The sequence below is a fragment of the Candidatus Zixiibacteriota bacterium genome (assembly GCA_014728145.1).
Taxonomy (GTDB): domain Bacteria; phylum Zixibacteria; class MSB-5A5; order JAABVY01; family JAABVY01; genus WJMC01.
Map to the genome: position 1 here is coordinate 1 of WJMC01000068.1, position 16,822 is coordinate 16,822.

The 16,822-nt window shown below is 47.6% G+C and carries 17 protein-coding genes; 4 read left to right on the forward strand and 13 right to left on the reverse strand.

Going from position 1 to position 16,822, the window contains the following annotated elements:
* Both GF404_04135 and GF404_04140 read right to left on the reverse strand, forming a co-directional pair.
* A partial coding sequence (locus GF404_04135; protein MBD3381367.1) for a sodium-translocating pyrophosphatase occupies positions 1-299 on the reverse strand: 299 nt, incomplete at its 3' end.
* A gap of 105 nt (positions 300-404) precedes the next feature.
* Positions 405-1,463: a hypothetical protein gene (locus GF404_04140; GenBank protein ID MBD3381368.1), complete on the reverse strand. Its 1,059-nt coding sequence runs from the start codon at positions 1,461-1,463 to the stop codon at positions 405-407.
* A 230-nt stretch (positions 1,464-1,693) separates the two neighbouring features.
* Here GF404_04140 and GF404_04145 point away from each other — a divergent pair, with 230 nt between their 5' ends.
* The gene (locus tag GF404_04145; GenBank protein ID MBD3381369.1) at positions 1,694-3,718 is read left to right on the forward strand and encodes a PEGA domain-containing protein; all 2,025 of its coding nucleotides are present in this window, start codon (positions 1,694-1,696) and stop codon (positions 3,716-3,718) included.
* Between the two features lie 79 nt (positions 3,719-3,797).
* On the opposite strand, the gene GF404_04150 is transcribed toward GF404_04145, so the two are convergent.
* From GF404_04150 to GF404_04180, 7 genes are all read right to left on the reverse strand, one after another.
* Positions 3,798-4,094 carry a hypothetical protein gene (locus GF404_04150; protein ID MBD3381370.1) on the reverse strand — a complete coding sequence of 99 codons (297 nt, stop codon included), beginning with the start codon at positions 4,092-4,094 and terminating at the stop codon, positions 3,798-3,800.
* Positions 4,094-5,035: a hypothetical protein gene (locus tag GF404_04155; protein MBD3381371.1), complete on the reverse strand. Its 942-nt coding sequence runs from the start codon at positions 5,033-5,035 to the stop codon at positions 4,094-4,096. The genes GF404_04150 and GF404_04155 overlap by 1 nt, the downstream gene beginning before the upstream one ends.
* Complete coding sequence (locus GF404_04160) at positions 5,025-5,834, reverse strand: DUF72 domain-containing protein (GenBank protein ID MBD3381372.1); 810 nt, start codon at positions 5,832-5,834, stop codon at positions 5,025-5,027. The genes GF404_04155 and GF404_04160 overlap by 11 nt, the downstream gene beginning before the upstream one ends.
* Before the next feature lie 162 nt (positions 5,835-5,996).
* Positions 5,997-6,593, reverse strand: coding sequence for a hypothetical protein (locus GF404_04165; GenBank protein MBD3381373.1), 597 nt, complete (start codon positions 6,591-6,593; stop codon positions 5,997-5,999).
* Positions 6,590-7,393: a hypothetical protein gene (locus tag GF404_04170; protein MBD3381374.1), complete on the reverse strand. Its 804-nt coding sequence runs from the start codon at positions 7,391-7,393 to the stop codon at positions 6,590-6,592. The genes GF404_04165 and GF404_04170 overlap by 4 nt, the downstream gene beginning before the upstream one ends.
* Position 7,394: 1 nt before the next feature.
* The gene (locus tag GF404_04175; GenBank protein ID MBD3381375.1) at positions 7,395-8,021 is read right to left on the reverse strand and encodes a hypothetical protein; all 627 of its coding nucleotides are present in this window, start codon (positions 8,019-8,021) and stop codon (positions 7,395-7,397) included.
* 1 nt (position 8,022) lies between these two features.
* Complete coding sequence (locus GF404_04180; GenBank protein ID MBD3381376.1) at positions 8,023-8,841, reverse strand: hypothetical protein; 819 nt, start codon at positions 8,839-8,841, stop codon at positions 8,023-8,025.
* 99 nt (positions 8,842-8,940) lie between these two features.
* Here GF404_04180 and GF404_04185 point away from each other — a divergent pair, with 99 nt between their 5' ends.
* From GF404_04185 to GF404_04195, 3 genes are read left to right on the forward strand one after another with little or no spacing between them, the layout of a single operon-like run.
* Positions 8,941-10,158, forward strand: coding sequence for an extracellular solute-binding protein (locus tag GF404_04185; GenBank protein MBD3381377.1), 1,218 nt, complete (start codon positions 8,941-8,943; stop codon positions 10,156-10,158).
* Positions 10,151-11,047, forward strand: coding sequence for an ABC transporter permease subunit (locus GF404_04190; GenBank protein ID MBD3381378.1), 897 nt, complete (start codon positions 10,151-10,153; stop codon positions 11,045-11,047). Before GF404_04185 ends, GF404_04190 begins: the two co-directional genes overlap by 8 nt.
* Positions 11,044-11,862, forward strand: coding sequence for an ABC transporter permease subunit (locus tag GF404_04195; GenBank protein ID MBD3381379.1), 819 nt, complete (start codon positions 11,044-11,046; stop codon positions 11,860-11,862). The genes GF404_04190 and GF404_04195 overlap by 4 nt, the downstream gene beginning before the upstream one ends.
* Here GF404_04195 and GF404_04200 read toward each other — a convergent pair whose 3' ends face one another.
* From GF404_04200 to GF404_04215, 4 genes are all read right to left on the reverse strand, one after another.
* The gene (locus tag GF404_04200; GenBank protein ID MBD3381380.1) at positions 11,863-13,734 is read right to left on the reverse strand and encodes a hypothetical protein; all 1,872 of its coding nucleotides are present in this window, start codon (positions 13,732-13,734) and stop codon (positions 11,863-11,865) included.
* Positions 13,724-14,731, reverse strand: a complete 1,008-nt coding sequence (locus GF404_04205) for a hypothetical protein (protein ID MBD3381381.1) — start codon at positions 14,729-14,731, stop codon at positions 13,724-13,726. The genes GF404_04200 and GF404_04205 overlap by 11 nt, the downstream gene beginning before the upstream one ends.
* Positions 14,732-14,767: 36 nt before the next feature.
* Positions 14,768-15,556: a hypothetical protein gene (locus tag GF404_04210; protein MBD3381382.1), complete on the reverse strand. Its 789-nt coding sequence runs from the start codon at positions 15,554-15,556 to the stop codon at positions 14,768-14,770.
* A gap of 244 nt (positions 15,557-15,800) precedes the next feature.
* Positions 15,801-16,760: a hypothetical protein gene (locus GF404_04215; protein MBD3381383.1), complete on the reverse strand. Its 960-nt coding sequence runs from the start codon at positions 16,758-16,760 to the stop codon at positions 15,801-15,803.
* Positions 16,761-16,822: the final 62 nt, after the last annotated feature.

Consider the following 16,822-nt stretch of genomic DNA (forward strand, 5'->3'; position numbering starts at 1 on the left):
GTGGCCGAATTCATGCCAAAGTAACCTGCCAGCATGGAAAGAAACGCACCTGAAATAAATGCCACAGCAGTTTGCCATGAAACGAATACTGCCAGAAGGATAACCACCACGATGATAAATATCAACAGGATGGAGTATTCCCTCTGCAAAAATACCATGGCGCCCTTGTGAATCGTATCCGCCAGATCTTTGAGCTTATCGCTTCCAGCCGGCTGAGATTTGATCCAGAACGTCAGGATTAACGCGAAAAGCAGCCCACCCAATCCGAAAGCTGCGGCAATGATGCCTAACATGTCCATAGTGTGTAACCCTTTCGTGTGATCCGATTAACCTTAATTTAAACCGGCCCAATCGCTTGAGCCGGCCTTCCCAGATTTATTATATCCCTTTTTATGATTTCTCGGCTACCTTACAGGATCAGCCCTGGTCACCTCTATCTTTGGCAGAGTGGTATACCTGTTGCCCATCCTGACGATCCTGTGGGTCTGATTCTTAGAGTTTTCAGTCGTGTCATTCTTTAACGGGAGGTTTCGTGACAATATTATCAGCGGGAAGGGTTCGTTCGGAAACGGATCAGGATCCGGCTCGATTGTCACATAGACGGAAGTGGAATCTCCCACGACTCCAACCAGATCAAACGGATAATCAATACCTTCGAAGCCTTCAGGCTTGTTCTGCAGAAAATCTTCACCCGGCACAAGTGGCGCATATTGGTCTTCAATATAAGGATTACTCAGGTCTCGGTAATTTGGATTCTTGAATTTTCCAAGCGAAAGCGGTCTCGGCCAGGGATCCTTATAGACCCAGCCTTCGTAAAAGAAATTGTCTTCCAGTTCGAATGGCTTGAGGTCAATCAACCCGATTTCAAGATTTTCGTACAAAAAGCTTCCGGTTTCCATAAAGACAAACCACAGACCGGAAATCTCTTGAGTATTCAAATCATGGTCAGTAATGGTTGCCAGCGTATAATAACCGGTGGCGGTGTTCAACCCATTCTGGAACTCCATTTCGTTGACCACAAATTTGGGATTCAAATAAGTTCGCAAAAGAGCGTTGCGAGCCATAGCGGGGTCATCATCGGGATATGGTTCAAAAGTTATAATCAGGATATCATAGTCAGCGCTGGTCTTGCCCTCCGGAAGATTGAATACATCCGAGCGGGCTTCACCGGTTTCAGTCATGAACTGGTACGCGGTTTTATTCCAGAAGAATTTTCCCAGGCTGGTAGTATCGAGCCAGATTTCTTCTCGATCAACTGAATCGATAGTAGCCACCCAGAATTCATAAATCACTGAGTCTTCGGCAGTTAAGGTGGGCAAATCGATAGGGGTCAGCTTAAGGGCGCTTTTTTCTTCAATTCCCAGCCCAGTATAATCAAAATCGTCCTCTGAACATCCTGTAAACAACAGCACAGATGATAAAAGAAACAGTGCTGAAAGTGATAACAGCAATTTTTTGCTCATGAAAAATTCCTCCCGTATCCATCAAAAGTTAAAGTGCAATAATAAGTTCAAGTTATAGATGTGTCAAGTGAAAAAATGTTCAAACTTTTATCATAATTAACGTTCGATAACATATATTTTTACATGCACTGGAGACCAATTTATTAAAGCCAGCCCCCTTCCCTAACCGATATATAATATAACAATTTAGAGTTGTACTATACCCCATTTTACATCATGGAGGGCAGTTCATGGCTGAATGCTCAAGCTGTGGCAAGGTAATAGATTCAGGTAAATCGCTTTGTCCGCAATGTCAGGCCAAACTAAAATCAGAAGATACTGACAAGAAACTGGAACCGGCAACCGACATCGATCCCTCCGACGACAAACTCGAGGTCGAGGATGAGTTAATTAAAGTAGAGTCCTCTCCGTATGATGATTTCATCATGGATATGACCGAAGACAAACAACCTGCGCCGGATGACGAGCCTTTCGAGAAAAAGAATCTGGCCGATGAGCTGGATACGGAGGTTAGAATGACCGACGATTATTCGCAGAACAGATCAGATGATAAAAAGCCGGACAATAAAACGGCCAAACAGGATAAGCATGTTACCAAGGAAGCCATCAGCTTGTCTGAAAGGGAACAGCTTCTCTCTTCGCTTCAGTCCAAGATTCCCAATATAATAAAACAAAAGCACATGGGGCCTGAGAACAGCTATGAGGAACACCCCGCGCCTAAAAAGCCCGTGCCATCCAAGCCGAAAGCGAAACAATCACAGCTGTCTCAGAAAAAAACTGACCAGCCGCCGACACGCCCGAAAAGCCAGCCGTCCTCTCCAGCATCTGCTCCTGAGCGTCAGGGCGGATCCGGCAAGGTCTACGTCAAGGGCAGTCGTGCCTGGTTCGAAAACAACGTCAAACTGCGCCCCGGTGCGAGGTTAAGCTATAACGGCAGAAATTATACACTCCTTCCAAAACCTTTCGACCGCAAACCTTACATATTTGCAGCAGTCGCAATGCTGGTAATAATCGTCCTTGGGACCCTGGTGCTTCCGGGTATGTTCTCATCCGGTGGACCTGCGAAAGTCGTCGGTGTACTGGTGAATTCAGATACTAAAACTATCGTGCCAAATGCTCAGGTAATTATTAACGAGCTCAGCCGTAAAGTTTACAGCGATGAAAACGGGATGTTCATCTTCGACCAGGTACCTGAAGGGGATTGGTCCATATCAGCTTCTAAAATGCAATTCAGAACGGCGGCCCTGAGCTTCTCTCACAAGACTACACCAAGCCTTCTGACCATGCGTATGGATCCCTCGATCACGACCGCTGAAATCGAAGAAGCTGAGCAAAAGGCAGAAGAAGAGAAAAGGAAAAGCAAGACACCTCAACGCACTTATGGCAATCTGAAAGTTGTTTCCAATGTGCCGGACGCGCGCGTGATTATCGACAATAAGGTCATGGGAAACGCGGACAAGACCTATTCGAGGTTGTACACAGGCAAGCATAAGCTGGTAGTAACAAAGGAAGGATTCAGGGAATATTCCGGCACATTCAGTGTCAGGAAGAACAAAACCACCAAGGTAGATGTAAACTTGCAGGAGATCGACCTGGCTTATGACCCCTCGGAGATAAGCTACTCCGAATACCTTTCGATGGCCGATGATCTGGCAGAAAAAGGCGAATGGCAGGAGGCATCCGGCAACTACACGCTGGCACTGGCGAAAAATGAAGATGGCACGACCTATTACAAGCGCGCCAAAGCATTCATGAAATTAAATCGAAAATCTCAGGCCAGGGCTGACCTGTTCAAGGCCGCCAGCTTTTTCGTTGTGGAGAATGACCTGAGCCAGGCTATGGCCTGTTATAACGATGTTCTCGATATGGAACCTGAAAATGCCCGGGCCCTTCGTAACCGCGGATTCGTTTACCTGCGCAGAAACGACCACAAGGCGGCACTCAAAGATCTCGAACGCGCCAAGGACATCGATGATGATTCCTTTGAAAGCATGATCGCGCTGGGCGAGGCTTTCTATATCATGGGTAATTACAAGGAATCTCTTAAGTATCTCAAGAAAGCCCGCAAAAAAGATGAAAACAGTGCCCGCGCCTTTGCGCTCTCGGCTCTGGCTTCAATGGCGCGTGGAAAAGAAAAAGACGCTCGTAAATACTTATTCGGATTCGAACAACGCGCGGGGGTGTCAGAGCTAAACGAATTCAACAGCTATCCGGAATGGAAACGACTCAAGAAATTAGCTCAGGAAGAAGACTGAAATAATTGTAAAGAATGAATATAAAAGGCTTCCTCAGGAAGCCTTTTTTACTGCCAGTTTATTGATCTAAATTTTTCCGTCAGTCCACCTGATCAACTTTCGATTCGGCATTTCCTGTCACTCGAATCTCGATATGATTCAGTTTATCGACAAGGTATTTTAAGGTTTCGATTATATCCTGCTGGTTGTTTTCGAGAATCCGGTGCTCGGTCTTCAGGCTCACCATTTCATCTTTGATATCTTCCAGCGATTTTTGTAATTCGCTCATACGTTTACGGACATACCCGAGATCTTCTTCGACAATAGTACCGACCGCGTCGACACCATCCAGAATCTCCCGCTGGACGTCGGTTTTCTTGTCATTTTTTTTCAGCATCAATGCCCCCTCTGTGCTGATTTCATGGCCAGGCTTTCGAAAGCCCATGAGGCTATTTTTCGGGTCTCGGAGAATCTATAATTGTTTGACGGAGTGCCGAGCACGACCGTTGTGATATCTGCCTTGTGATCATCTTTCATCTTAACCGCCAGGCAAAAACCGGATGCCGAAATATAACCGGTCTTACCCCCGACAACCTCCCAGCTCGATTTCAAGAGTCGATTGGTGTTATTTACACGGTGGAGCAGTTTATGATTCAATGAACGGAATTCATACTTTCGGCATGATAACGCGGCGCGAATAATCGGGTATCTCAGAGCATAATTCAACAGCCGGGCGCAGTCAGACGCGGTGGAGATATTCCTGCTGTAAATACCCGAGGGATCAACCACTCTGGTGGAATCGAGCCCGAGAGTTTTAGCAGTCTTATTCATCAGTTTCACAAACTCTTTATAAGGCATATCGCCGGAGCGTGCCAGAGCCCGAATAGCGCGGTTGTCGGATGCTATCAGGGCGGCGTAAAACAGGTCCTTGGCCAGGAATTTCTCACCGACCTTCAACCTCGATGATGATGATGTGCGGGCGTCCCAGCGGGAAATCTTGATTTTACTGGTCAAATCGAACTCTGTTTCGACCAGCACAAGAGCAGCCAGCAGTTTTGTAATCGAAGCGATCGGGCGTTTGACATCAGCTTTCTTCTGGTAGAGAATCTGGTTGGTCCTGTTATCGACAACTATTGCCGAATAGGCTTTGAGGCGGGGAGGTTTCGGCAGTACCAGGTCGCTTTCGTAATACTTTTCCGGAGGCAGTGAGAACATAATCCGCGACGAGTCGGTCAGGGTATTATACCTGACCGGAACACTTCCGGAACCTTCCATGAAGCTGATTCCGATATAAGCAACTACGCATACCAGTAGAAACAGCGCGAATTTACTCTTCATCTTTTTTCCCCAGCCTGTCTTCCAGAACTTCCAGCATCATCCTGGCGTTTTTAACAGCCTGCCCGTGATGGCAATTATTGAAAAACAGGTATACTCTTCTGGCCGTACGGGTATCGTACTCAATCTTTTTGGCCCAGTCCAGAAGTTCGGTATCGCTGTACAGATAGTCATAGCGCTCTCCACCGCCTTCCCACCACATACGACGGTTACGGCCGTGGAATCGCACATAACCCATATCATTCGTAACGAATATCTCCGGATCCAGGAGTTTGGGAATTCGGGGCTCGTCGACGGAACAGTATGTAATATCGTACTTTTCGAAGAACTCGAAGACCTGCTCACGAACCCAGGAAGCGTGTCGAAACTCGACAATTATACGTTCCTTTGTAAAAAGGTCATAGACCCTTCTCAGATAGGTAAGATTCTGGTCATTGAATTTAAATGAGAACGGAAACTGAAACAGTATACCGCACAGTTTCTGGCTTTCTTTCAAAGGTTTAAGAGAATTAATGTATTTCTGAGCGATTTCCATGATATCTTTGCGTTCATGGGTAAAGCTTTTATGCGCCTTCACGAAAAATTCGAAATCCTTTGGCACTTTACTGACCATGTTTTCATAGACTTTGGGATGCGGGATGCTGTAATATGATGAATTGATTTCGACCGTATTGAAATGCTCTTTGTAAAAATCGAGCATTTTGCCCCTGGGAAGGTCGGCGGGATAGAAATTACCGATCCAGTCCAGAAACGAATAGCCGGAAGTTCCGACCCTGATAACCGTATTTCCACGAATCAGCATAATTATTCTCCGTTCACCCTATATGTTTAATCGGAACTATAACTCATTTCTTTGCGATTTTATGCTGAAATCTGACCAGCCCGCATTTAGGGCAAACCCATTTTCTCTGTTTATGATAGCTCCGTTTTTCTTCCTTCATCGGACTCTTACACCGCTTGCAGATCATTTTACCAGACCCAGAAAATCTGACATGAGAAATTCCATCCGTCCGATTAACAGCGTGACCCTCGACATAACGGTGTAACCGAATGTGGCACCGAAAAATACCATCAAAAAATATGTGCCCACCCGTGCCACCCCTCCAAACAGACCGCTTTTTTCACGAGAGAAGTAAAAGTATGCCAGAGAAGAGATTACACCGACCAACATGACGACAGCTCCAATCGAGTTCAGGGGCAACATGGAAGCCGACATTTGCTTTAAGATGCGGGCCTGTAACATGGCAGGAATCGACACCCCCGCCCCGGCTCCAATAAGTACAGCCAGTGGGATCCTGGCCAGCCATCCGCTCTTACGCGACAGCCTGGAAAACATCATGATGCCCAAGATTGCCGGTATCAGACTCAGCATTCTGCCATCGTAAAACAGGGGATTGACCACTTTTGAGAGGATCGTTTCCTCTACCAGTATGACCAGGTAATAGCCGACCGAAATTCCGACAAGGATATGCTCTGCGGCCCGATAGATTGGATTCTCACGATACAGGAAAGAAAAAATTGCCAGCGTGAAAACCGCGGCCACGAGTGTTTCCGGGCTCATCTTTTCCTCCTCATGTAAGCCGCCAAATTCGCTCCCAGGACCAGTACAATAATCAGGATATGTGCTGACGATTGCGTGAACAGTCGCCTTTGAGCGGCTCCCTGACGTCCCAGCAGTTTTTCATACTCGGCCGCCCCTTTTACGCCGGCGACCGGGCCGATCAACTGACCGCTGTTGAAATATGGTTTGAAGGCGGTTACCATGACGGCCGCGCAGGCCACTCCGATCTCGACACCGTAACGGGCATTGGCGTACTCGGCCCAGTGAATCGGAAGCGAACCATCGGATACCGATATCACCAGTCCGGCATTATCATAGTTTTCAAGACCGCTGAATAACGGGTATTCCTGCCATTGCTTCTTAAGATAATCTTCTGGAAAAACCCTGGCGATCGACTCTCCCATACCGAGGATTGCAGAGATGTACTGGGGCCGAAAGCCGAGATAGATGTAATCGATGCCGTATTTCTTGCCGTGTTTTTCAGCTATATCCGAAATCGTAGTAAACCCAAGCGCAGTGCCCTCGGAAAACAGCGCCAGCCCGATGACTTTTATATTGCGCTCAAAGAGGTGATTTAAAATTGCAACTGCCAAAGGACGCATCTCCGGAAATGATGACGCCTCAAAATCGAATGAGACCATGACATACTCACTCTCCTCAATCATCTCAATTTTATCATAGACCGCGAGGGTGTCCTTTTCGACATTTACCGGGAGGGTGACATTGAACAGCATCGGGATCGCAATGGCCAGTCCCATCAGCAAAAAGATAATTCTGCGGTCAAGTCTGCTCAGATCCATATCAGGCTCCTTTGCCTCCCAGGTACGATCTTTCGATTCCCAGAATCACCCGCAGGGCGGTTGTGATCGATCCCAGCCCGATCCCGATCAGGATGCCCCGTTTGGCGGCTACGGATGGATGATCGATGATCCATTCAGCAGTTCCGGGAATAATGTCAGAGATCATGTGTCCCAATGGAATCCGCCCCATCATAACGATCAGGGCTGTAATCAACAGTACACTGGCTTCGCGATTCCTGAACCTGAAACCGCGGTAGGCGGCCGAAGCAACATAGAATGCCAATAACGCAAACATAGTCGACTGCATCGGCACCTGGATATTCATAAATATCCACAAGAAAGGTGTGCCCCAGTCGGTTCCATAAGCAAATCCCAAAAATGCCATCACCACGATCCCGAGGATAGTGAGGATGCTGTATGGCCAGTCGGTTCTCTTTTTGATCAATTTTTCGGAATGTATTTTAGCGAGGCTGACAACCCCCACCAGGAGAGTAAACACGAAGATGATCTGCATCCAGTCGAGTATTTCCTTGTAGATGCTCTCGAGTGTGGGATCGGCTGTGAAATACTGAAACAATGTAAACAGGCCGAAAACAAAACATACAGCTATCGGCAGACGAGTCTTCATATCATACCACCCACTCCGCCACCTGTTCAAAACCCAGAGTAGCCGCGATCGTCCCGGCCACAAGTATGACCGCGATAATAATCTTCATTATGTCCTGCGCTTTGATCGATGATATCACTTCCTGGTCCTGCGAGAGGTAGCCGGAGGCGGCAAAAAGTTCCTCCCCGATCAAAGTGTAGTCACACGCTACCAGGAAAAAAGCGAGCTGGATTGTTGAATCTGAACCGGCTATCTGCATAGCCCCGACCGAGTTGCCGGTTTCCGCCAAAATCAATGCCTCAGCTTCGAATGTTCCCAAAAGCATGACCGTGGCAGGTTTAATACGACTGATCGCGCCATCGACCGCGGCGGCATAGCCAAACTGACTCGAGGTGGTATAGTAGATATTATCCGGCTTATAGAGATCGGGATGCCCGGCATTTATATAAGCGTTCTGGACAGTTTCCTCGGCGGCGGACATGATAACCGGATCGTGGGTAGGGAAAATCAGGTCGCAGTTGTAGCTGGCGGTTTTCTGCGCCACGAGGTTGAGAATATTCAGGGCCGCTATCGTCGTAGGCCTCTGGATATCCCCTCCCCAGCCGGGCGTAAACAGCACCGGCTTGCCCATCTCGGTCGCACGGCCAATCGCCTCATCGACAGCGTCCAGACCAGACACCTTGCGAATTTTCAGCCCTCCCCGGCGAGCAAGATAAGTGTAAGCAAAGAAGATTATGAGAGCGATCAGGGTGCCGATCAAGATGGGTATGCGTTCGGGATGGAGAAAAGCGGACACCGCTTCCCCATCGGCCTGAGCCGAAGCCATAATATTAGAAATCATAAAACCCTTCATACGCTGAAAAACTAAAAACTTCTGTGATCACAAGTCAACAAAAAGTTCAAACTTGACCACAGGCTTTGAGGTCGCTTTATTTTTGCCATGCGCAAGTTTTTGATAATCGTAATCCTGATCATACTGGTTGTAAGTTTATCCTGTTCGGATCAGGAGGACAAACTGACCTTCATGCACTTCTGGACATCATCCGATGTTCGCCCTGTGATTGTGGAATTGATTGATGAATTCGAGGCCGCCAATCCGGGGATCGAAGTTGAGCTGATTGACTTGAACTGGTCGAACGGCCATGATAAAATCACCGTAGCATTCGCCACTGAAACCGCGGCTGATGTAATTGAACTCGGGTCCGACTGGGTGCCGGAGTACGCGGCCAGAGATCTTCTGATGGATTTGAGTGATCAGGCCGGACCGTATCGTGATTCCCTTATGGGATGGCAGGCGGCCGAGCTGGGTAACAACGTTTACGGTTTTCCCTGGATGCTGGGTACGCGGGTATTGTTCTATAATAAAAACCTGCTCAAAGAGGCCGGGCTCGACCCTCAGAAGCCTCCCCGGACATGGGATGAACTTTATACTTTCTCGGAAACAATCAATCAACTGGGCGAACCGTTTTATGGTTTTGGCTCAAATTCCTACGAGAAATTCAGGTTGTACAAGAAATTTTTGCCGTTTCTATGGTCAAATGACGGCAGTGTGATTTCCGATGACGACAGCTGCTTGTTTGATTCCAGGCAGGCTGTCGAAGCGCTCGATTTCTATACGCGTTTGACCGATATAGGTTACCTCGAATCACAACGCAACCTGGACGATAAATTTTTAGCGGGCGAACTCGGCTTTATTATTTCCGGCGACTGGATACTCAGGCGAATCCGCGTTCAGCCACCGGATTTCCAGGTCGGGGCGGCCTTGATACCCGGCCCTGACGGAGGAAAGCGATCAGCTTCATTTCTGGGCGGTGAGTTTCTGACGGTCAACTCCAAATCGAAGCATAAGACAGAAGCATTGAAGCTGATCCGTTTTCTGGTATCCAGGGATGCTGACCTGAGATTCAATCGCGCGGCCGGCTCAGTGACCCCATCCAACAAGCAATCAGCCGGTGAAATTATCAGAGACGTTCATCCGCTGGCGATGGTGTTTTTAGACCAGCTCAATTATGCGGTGCCTTCGCCGGTTCACCCCCAGTGGGTGCTGATTCAGGATATAGTCGAAGATGCTGTCCAGAAAGCGATCTACCATAAGGCCGAAATTGAAGATATCCTCAAATCCGCCTGCGGGGAGATCACCCGGATTTTAAATGAGTAAAAGATTCGGACTCAAGTTTTCCAGTACATTTGTTTTTCTCTCACCCTGGATACTGACACTGCTTTTGTTCTGGGTCTTTCCACTCATCTACTCACTGTATCTTTCGTTTACCGATTTTTCGCTCGGTGCTCAAGCGGTCAGCTTTGTGGGTTTCAGTAATTTTATCGAATTGTTTGAAGATGCCAGGTTTATCGCCTCTTTAAAAAATACATTCGTCTTCGTGATCGGCACAATACCATTTACCACGGTATTTTCACTTCTGATGGCCCTGCTTGTAAATCGCCGGATTAAATTCGCGATCTTTTTCAGGTCGGCCTATTTTCTGCCTTCTCTGGTTTCGCTGGTGGTTATGGCTTTGATTTTTACCTCATTGTATCAAAAGGGAGGCTATCTCGAATTCCTGTTCGGGATGACCGGACTGCCCACACCTGAGCGGGGTTTTTTACTTTCGGAGACGACCGCCCTGCCGGCGATCATGTTTATGGATATCTGGATCGCGTCCGGTTACTATATGCTGATATTTATTGCCGGATTGAAATCAATCCCGGAAGAACTGTATGAAGCGGCTCGTCTCGATGGCGCATCCCGGTTTCAGCAGTTTTTTCAAATTACGTTGCCGGCCCTTCGTCCGACCGCGCTGTATATAGTATTGATTAACACAATCAAATCATTCCAGGTTTTCATAGAAATCTATATCATGTCAAATGATTCCGGAGGTCCTAACAACGCTACCACGACGATCGTTTATTACATCTACGATATCGGTTTGCGGGGGCTGTTTTCGATGGGCAAAGCCTCGGCGGCGGCCTATCTGTTGTTTGTGATCATCATGATCGTGGCCTTGATTCAGCTCAAATTGTTTGGCTACGGGAGGGCAACTTACGAATGAGTTCCAGGATAAAAAATGCAATCCTGTGGTCAATTATGCTTCTGTTGTTTATCGGGATGTTTCTGCCGATGTGGTGGATGGTGCTGGGCACATTTTCCGAGAGTTTTCAGCCCCGTTCGCTCTACCAGAATATAGTCGAATTTGATTTTACCCTGAAATATGTAGAAAAGGTCTTCAGTTCGGCAGATTTCTCGCGTTCTATTTTTAATTCCGTGTTCGTCTCCGGCTGTGTTTCTGTCGGTAATATCGTTTTCTGCCTGATGGTCGGTTACGCTTTTGCCCGCAGGCGATTCCCGTTCAAAAAGATCCTTTTCTTTTCGATCATCGTGGTGTTGATGGTACCGCTTCATATCATCCTGATTCCATTGTTCCTGGAGATCAAGTTCTTCGGCATGCTGGATACTTACTGGGCCTTGATACTGCCGTTTCTGGTCAACCCGCTGGGGATCTTTCTGGTCTCGCAGTATATCCGCGAACTTCCCGCTGACCTGGAAGAAGCTGCCAGAATTGACGGCGCTTCTGATTTCGGAATTCTCTTTAAAGTTGTGGCTCCCCTGTGTCGTCCGGTTCTGGCGGTAATGACAGTGATGATTTTTATGGTCAACTGGAATGCTTTTTTACTGCCGTTCATCCTTACCAATTCGGCTGAGATGAGAACCCTTCCGGTGGCAATCGGCAATATTGTCGGACGTCAGGTCGAGTACCAGACTCATTTTGCCGCCTCGTTTATCGCCACGATCCCCATTATAATCGTATTTCTGATTTTTCAGCGCAGGATAGTTTCAGGAATTGTTACCGGCGCGCTCAAGCAGTGATTAATCCAACTCGTCGAGATAATCTTCAATAGCGTCGCGGATCGCATCAGCACAGTCCTCCGCGAAATCGTCTCCCCTGAGACGGGTTTCTTCTTCCGGTAAAATCATGAAAGTGCATTCCAGCAAAACCGCCAGGTACTGAGTCGGCCTTGTGACTGCAAAGTTAGCGTAGTAATGACCATAGTCATCGAGATCGAGTTTGTCGGACATCTCGGCCTGGATCATCTCGGCCAGCCTCTTGCTGTGGAGGTGATAATAAAATGTCGAAACGCCGTTGTTGGTAAATGGATTGACACCATCAGGCAGGGCGTTGTTATGAACAGATATAAATATATCGCAATCCTCGGCAACCGCTATTTGGGGGCGCTCGTAAATACCGACATCGGCATCGTCATAGCGCGTCATCGCTACTTCCGCACCCTCGTCACGAAGTTTCTCCATAAGCTCCCGGCTGATTTTGAGGTTGGCCTCGGCTTCCGTCAGACCGGTCGGTCCGATCGCGCCCGGGTCCGCAGAATGGCCGGGGTCGATGACTATCTTGAGATTCTCAAGTTTTAACTTTTCGGCCGGAGCTTTTTTGATGTCCAGATTGAGCACATTGCCCTCGTAGTCGCACTCATAACCCCAGATATGATCCTGGTTGAGTTTTATCGTAAGTTTGTAGACCCCCTCCTGTGGTTGGCTCCAGGTAATGTATTCAATCAAATCATCTTCTGGATCATAACGAATCCAGTCGGTGTCGGAAGTGGCATAATATATGAGCAGGACCATCTCATTGCGTTCAGGATCGTATTCGACCCGAAATGGTAGTTTCATGTCGAGATAGACCGATACACGGCTGTAATGAAGTCCTGCAAAAGTGCGTAAATAAGCGATCTCGGAGTACGGCGCGGGAGTGCCCGGAGGCATAAAGATAAGCGATGTGTCCGGAGCCCATGCCGGTTGACCGGGCGCAAGTTTCATGCGGACATAATTACTATATTTGCCATCTGCTATAAATCTCACCCCGGCCGGCTGAAATATTGAGAGATAGCCCTTGCGCGGTCCGGTGCGGATTGTCTGGACTGAATCTTTTAATTCCACTATTTGCGGATAATCGTAGCTTTTAAGGGTGATGATCTGCTCAAGTGTATCTTCGAGGCACTGTATTTCGACTGAATCTGTCAGAAGTGAATCTATTGGAAGTGAGTTGAGCTCGATCTTTTCCATCTCACAACAGAGCCTGAATATCAAGTTTGCTGAATCGATAGTTGTGTCCGCGGGCATATACAAACCAGCCTGGTAGGTGCCGGTCCTGATAGTCGAATCGAGCAACATTTCGGAGCCAAATATCGTCTCACTACCGGGTATTTTGACTTTCTGTTCGACTTCAAACATAGGTCTCCAGTCGGTCAGGCTGTCGATTTTATACATCGCACTGCATCCGGGAGTCCCCCGGAAGCTGAACTCGACCAGGTCACCGGCGGTTAGTTCCTGGTAAACTGAAGGTGATAAGAACTCATCGAGGATCGCGAACGAATCTTCAGGTACTATTTTGAATGGTTCGGGTATAGTAACCAGCCAGACCAGCGTGTCTGCGCCGAATTTGTTTCGGGCTATCAATTCGAACTCGAATTCACCCTCTTCGACAGGCAAAAAGGCAATGAATCCACCCTGTTTGTGAACATCCACGTTGAAGCCGTTTATCGTCAAATTTGCCCCGACAGTGACATTGCCGAGAATAAAGGTCGAATCGGAAGCATGAACGTACTGATTCTGCTTGGGATAAATGACTTCAATTTGTGGCATCACTTTTTCTCGGGCATCGTCAGCGTACAGTGACATACAGCCGAGTGAAATAATAATAATTATGATCCAGATATTATGCTTCATCAATTCTTCTAACTCCCAGGCCGGGACTATCCGGTACTAATATTTTACCCCGATCGATCTTTATACCAACAAAAGGATCATCCCGTATCAAAAAACTCGAATCGAGATCCAGAAACTCGGCGAATCCTGCCAGATGAGCCGCGGCAGTATTGCCAATCGAAGTTTCCAGCATACACCCAAACATAATTTTCATATCGACAGACCTGGCCACCTGGATCATCTTTAGCGCCTGGTGAATACCACCCACACGCTGGAGCTTGATGTTTATTCCGTCGATAGAGCCCACATAACGGTAGATATCCTCGACTTCGACTATGCTTTCATCGAGATATATCGGCGCTCTGAGCTCCCGTTTCAACATTTTGAGATCATTCGGATCAGAATCAACCAGGGGCTGTTCGATCAGCTCCACCCCGATATCATTTATAAGCGGAACCAGTTCCATGAATTGATCGAGTGTAAATGCGCTGTTGGCATCGACACGCAGCTTGAATTTGCCGGTTGAATGGATAAGTTTGAGATTATCGAGATCATGATCTGAACCTATCTTCAACTTGACGGCTGGAAACCCTTTGGCCGCTTCAAGACGTTTTACGACATTTTCCGGGCTGTCGATTGAGACCGTATAGGATGTTTCTTTGCCGTGAGGATCGGGTATTCCCAGGTATTGCCAGAGCGGCAGTTCAAGCTTCGTGCTGATATAATCGTACAAAGCTATATCGAGCCCTGCCAAAAGCGACTTGCGATCACCAAAGCGCTTTTCCAGATCGATCAGGACCGCATTCAGATCGAAAGGATCGGCAATATCTATGTTGTCATTTTCAATTACCCGGAAACACTCTTCAGCAGAATAGCCGTAGTAGATGGAAGGGCAACATTCCCCCCACCCTGAATCGAGTCTGACGATGCAGTTCTGCTTTCGTCCGGTTTCGCCCCGGGAGATTCTGAATGTCTCCTTCAGGCTTACATCTATCAGTTCAGCACGATATCTCATCATACAGAAATTTAGCCGACGCCCGGATCTCGATTCTGCCTATACTATACGCCTGATTGCATTGATCTTTTCGGCGATATCGGCACGGTATCTTATGGAATCCGGATCGATCGATTCAACAGCGACAGAACCTGTCTTCTGGCTGGCATGAATTATCTCTCCCCGGCCTATATGAACCGAAACGTGACCGGGCGAAAAAATCAAGTCACACAGATCTAAACTCTTTCGTGAAACAGTCTTGCCACACTGTCTCTGGTCTTTGCTGTCGCGTGGAAGCTCGAGGCCGTAGTAACCGAATACGAGCTGTATGAAGCCCGAACAGTCACATCCGTATGACGATCTTCCTCCCCACAGGTAAGGTGTGCCGGTGAATTTTTTGAATGTTCTGATGACTGTCGTCAGAGCTACCTGGTCGGCCCGCCGCAACAGTAAATCACCGGATTCGATCCATCCCTTCGGGTACTCGAGTTTGATCCTGCTCGATTGCTCGTCACGTTTCTGGGCCGCGATATCGAATATTACCCTTGCTCCAAACGGCAGTCTTCCTGATAATATCCTTGATTTTTCTGACCTGTACAACTCCGCGAAAATCGATTTTACACGGGCGCTTTTCAGGTCGGACATTGTCTCCACGACGGGAACCAGGTGGTCCTGACGGATCCATCCGGTGTAGCTGTCGTCTGTAAATACTTTCAGGTACTTGCCCTGCTTGATATCGCGCCTGACGAATTCACCGTAGAGCGTCTGGTTTACCCTCTCGGACTCGAAAGCCGGACGTTTCCATATATCCGCCACAGTCGCAACTGTCATATACCATAAATCATCCATGTCACTAATTATAGGATGTTAAATGTGGTTGACAATATAAAATAAACTGAGCGGCCGTGGGAACTGGCCGCTCATTCTTTCGAGAGCATGTTCAGTAGTGCTACTGAACTGCCTGCTTACTCTCGGTGAGGTTTCCCCTCCACGTATGGAGGGGTCGCAACCCGATATAGAGAGATCTGTGGATCAGCGCGCTTTCAGTATAAACAATTGCACTGACAGAATCGGTCAGTAGTTTTAAACTTTTTTAATCTGTGACGGAGACAGTTCTGCGGTCGATTAAAAACACAGGCCCATCAAATGGATCGTCATGATAAATTTCAGCCACATATTGACCGTATGGCAGACCGACCACCCTGGCTGAGACTTCGAAGAAGCAGGTGCAGTAGGTGTAATCGTCAGAAATGTTTTGTTCAGTGAACCGCAGTGTATCACCGGCCTGCTCGAATAGCACTACAAGTTCCGCCCCGCAGTTGAAATAAGCATCGTGATGAACCATCTTCAGGGTATCATCTACCTGAAAGTAATCGACATCCTGGGCGGGATTTTTGTCGGGATAATCGACACACCCAGTGTCCGAGAACTCAACGAGTTCCGGGGAATGTAAAGGAACGCTTACTGTTTGAGTACCGATGGTATCGCCTTCGATTCCGATCAAAGTAACGGAATACTCTCCCTCTTCAAGGTTGTAAAACTTCGAAGACAGATCGAACCAGCACAGGCAGTCACAGGGAGCTCCTGTATCTGATTCCATAGCCGTAATCTCATCTCCAAAAATCTGGTAATCGACTTTGTACCCGAGACAACATTGGTAGAAAGCGTTAATGTGATTGATAACCAGATTATAGCCATCGACCTCTACTACCATCTCCCCTCTTCCGGATCGATCAGGCAGACATCCGCTGTTTACCTCTTCATGAATACATCCAATAAAGAGTGAATCCACGCTTGAATCGAAAGCATAGAAAATGATCCTGACAGCGTCACTTATATCGACACTGCAATCGTTATTCACATCGCCCGGCCCAAACTCAACCGGAGGAGGTCCTCCTCCCAAAGCATAATTCACCAAATATACAGCATCGGAGACATCAACTGACCCATCGCCGTTGACATCTCCGGGAACAAGATTATCCGCTGACACAAAGATGCATAATCCGAAGGAGAGGATAAAAATCACAAAACCTGCTATCTTCCAGGTACACATTTTGATCCTCCTGAAATGACATGAACAGTATTATCACGGTAGTTATACTAATAATACATATA

Excerpts from the sequence above, each read along its gene's own strand:
- GF404_04140 (MBD3381368.1), bottom strand. The coding sequence starts at position 1,463 with ATGAGCAAAAAATTGCTGTTATCACTTTCAGCACTGTTTCTTTTATCA.
- GF404_04145 (MBD3381369.1), top strand. The coding sequence starts at position 1,694 with ATGGCTGAATGCTCAAGCTGTGGCAAGGTAATAGATTCAGGTAAATCG.
- GF404_04150 (MBD3381370.1), bottom strand. The coding sequence starts at position 4,094 with ATGCTGAAAAAAAATGACAAGAAAACCGACGTCCAGCGGGAGATTCTG.
- GF404_04155 (MBD3381371.1), bottom strand. The coding sequence starts at position 5,035 with ATGAAGAGTAAATTCGCGCTGTTTCTACTGGTATGCGTAGTTGCTTAT.
- GF404_04160 (MBD3381372.1), bottom strand. The coding sequence starts at position 5,834 with ATGCTGATTCGTGGAAATACGGTTATCAGGGTCGGAACTTCCGGCTAT.
- GF404_04165 (MBD3381373.1), bottom strand. The coding sequence starts at position 6,593 with ATGAGCCCGGAAACACTCGTGGCCGCGGTTTTCACGCTGGCAATTTTT.
- GF404_04170 (MBD3381374.1), bottom strand. The coding sequence starts at position 7,393 with ATGGATCTGAGCAGACTTGACCGCAGAATTATCTTTTTGCTGATGGGA.
- GF404_04175 (MBD3381375.1), bottom strand. The coding sequence starts at position 8,021 with ATGAAGACTCGTCTGCCGATAGCTGTATGTTTTGTTTTCGGCCTGTTT.
- GF404_04180 (MBD3381376.1), bottom strand. The coding sequence starts at position 8,841 with ATGATTTCTAATATTATGGCTTCGGCTCAGGCCGATGGGGAAGCGGTG.
- GF404_04185 (MBD3381377.1), top strand. The coding sequence starts at position 8,941 with ATGCGCAAGTTTTTGATAATCGTAATCCTGATCATACTGGTTGTAAGT.
- GF404_04190 (MBD3381378.1), top strand. The coding sequence starts at position 10,151 with ATGAGTAAAAGATTCGGACTCAAGTTTTCCAGTACATTTGTTTTTCTC.
- GF404_04195 (MBD3381379.1), top strand. The coding sequence starts at position 11,044 with ATGAGTTCCAGGATAAAAAATGCAATCCTGTGGTCAATTATGCTTCTG.
- GF404_04200 (MBD3381380.1), bottom strand. The coding sequence starts at position 13,734 with ATGAAGCATAATATCTGGATCATAATTATTATTATTTCACTCGGCTGT.
- GF404_04205 (MBD3381381.1), bottom strand. The coding sequence starts at position 14,731 with ATGATGAGATATCGTGCTGAACTGATAGATGTAAGCCTGAAGGAGACA.
- GF404_04210 (MBD3381382.1), bottom strand. The coding sequence starts at position 15,556 with ATGGATGATTTATGGTATATGACAGTTGCGACTGTGGCGGATATATGG.
- GF404_04215 (MBD3381383.1), bottom strand. The coding sequence starts at position 16,760 with ATGTGTACCTGGAAGATAGCAGGTTTTGTGATTTTTATCCTCTCCTTC.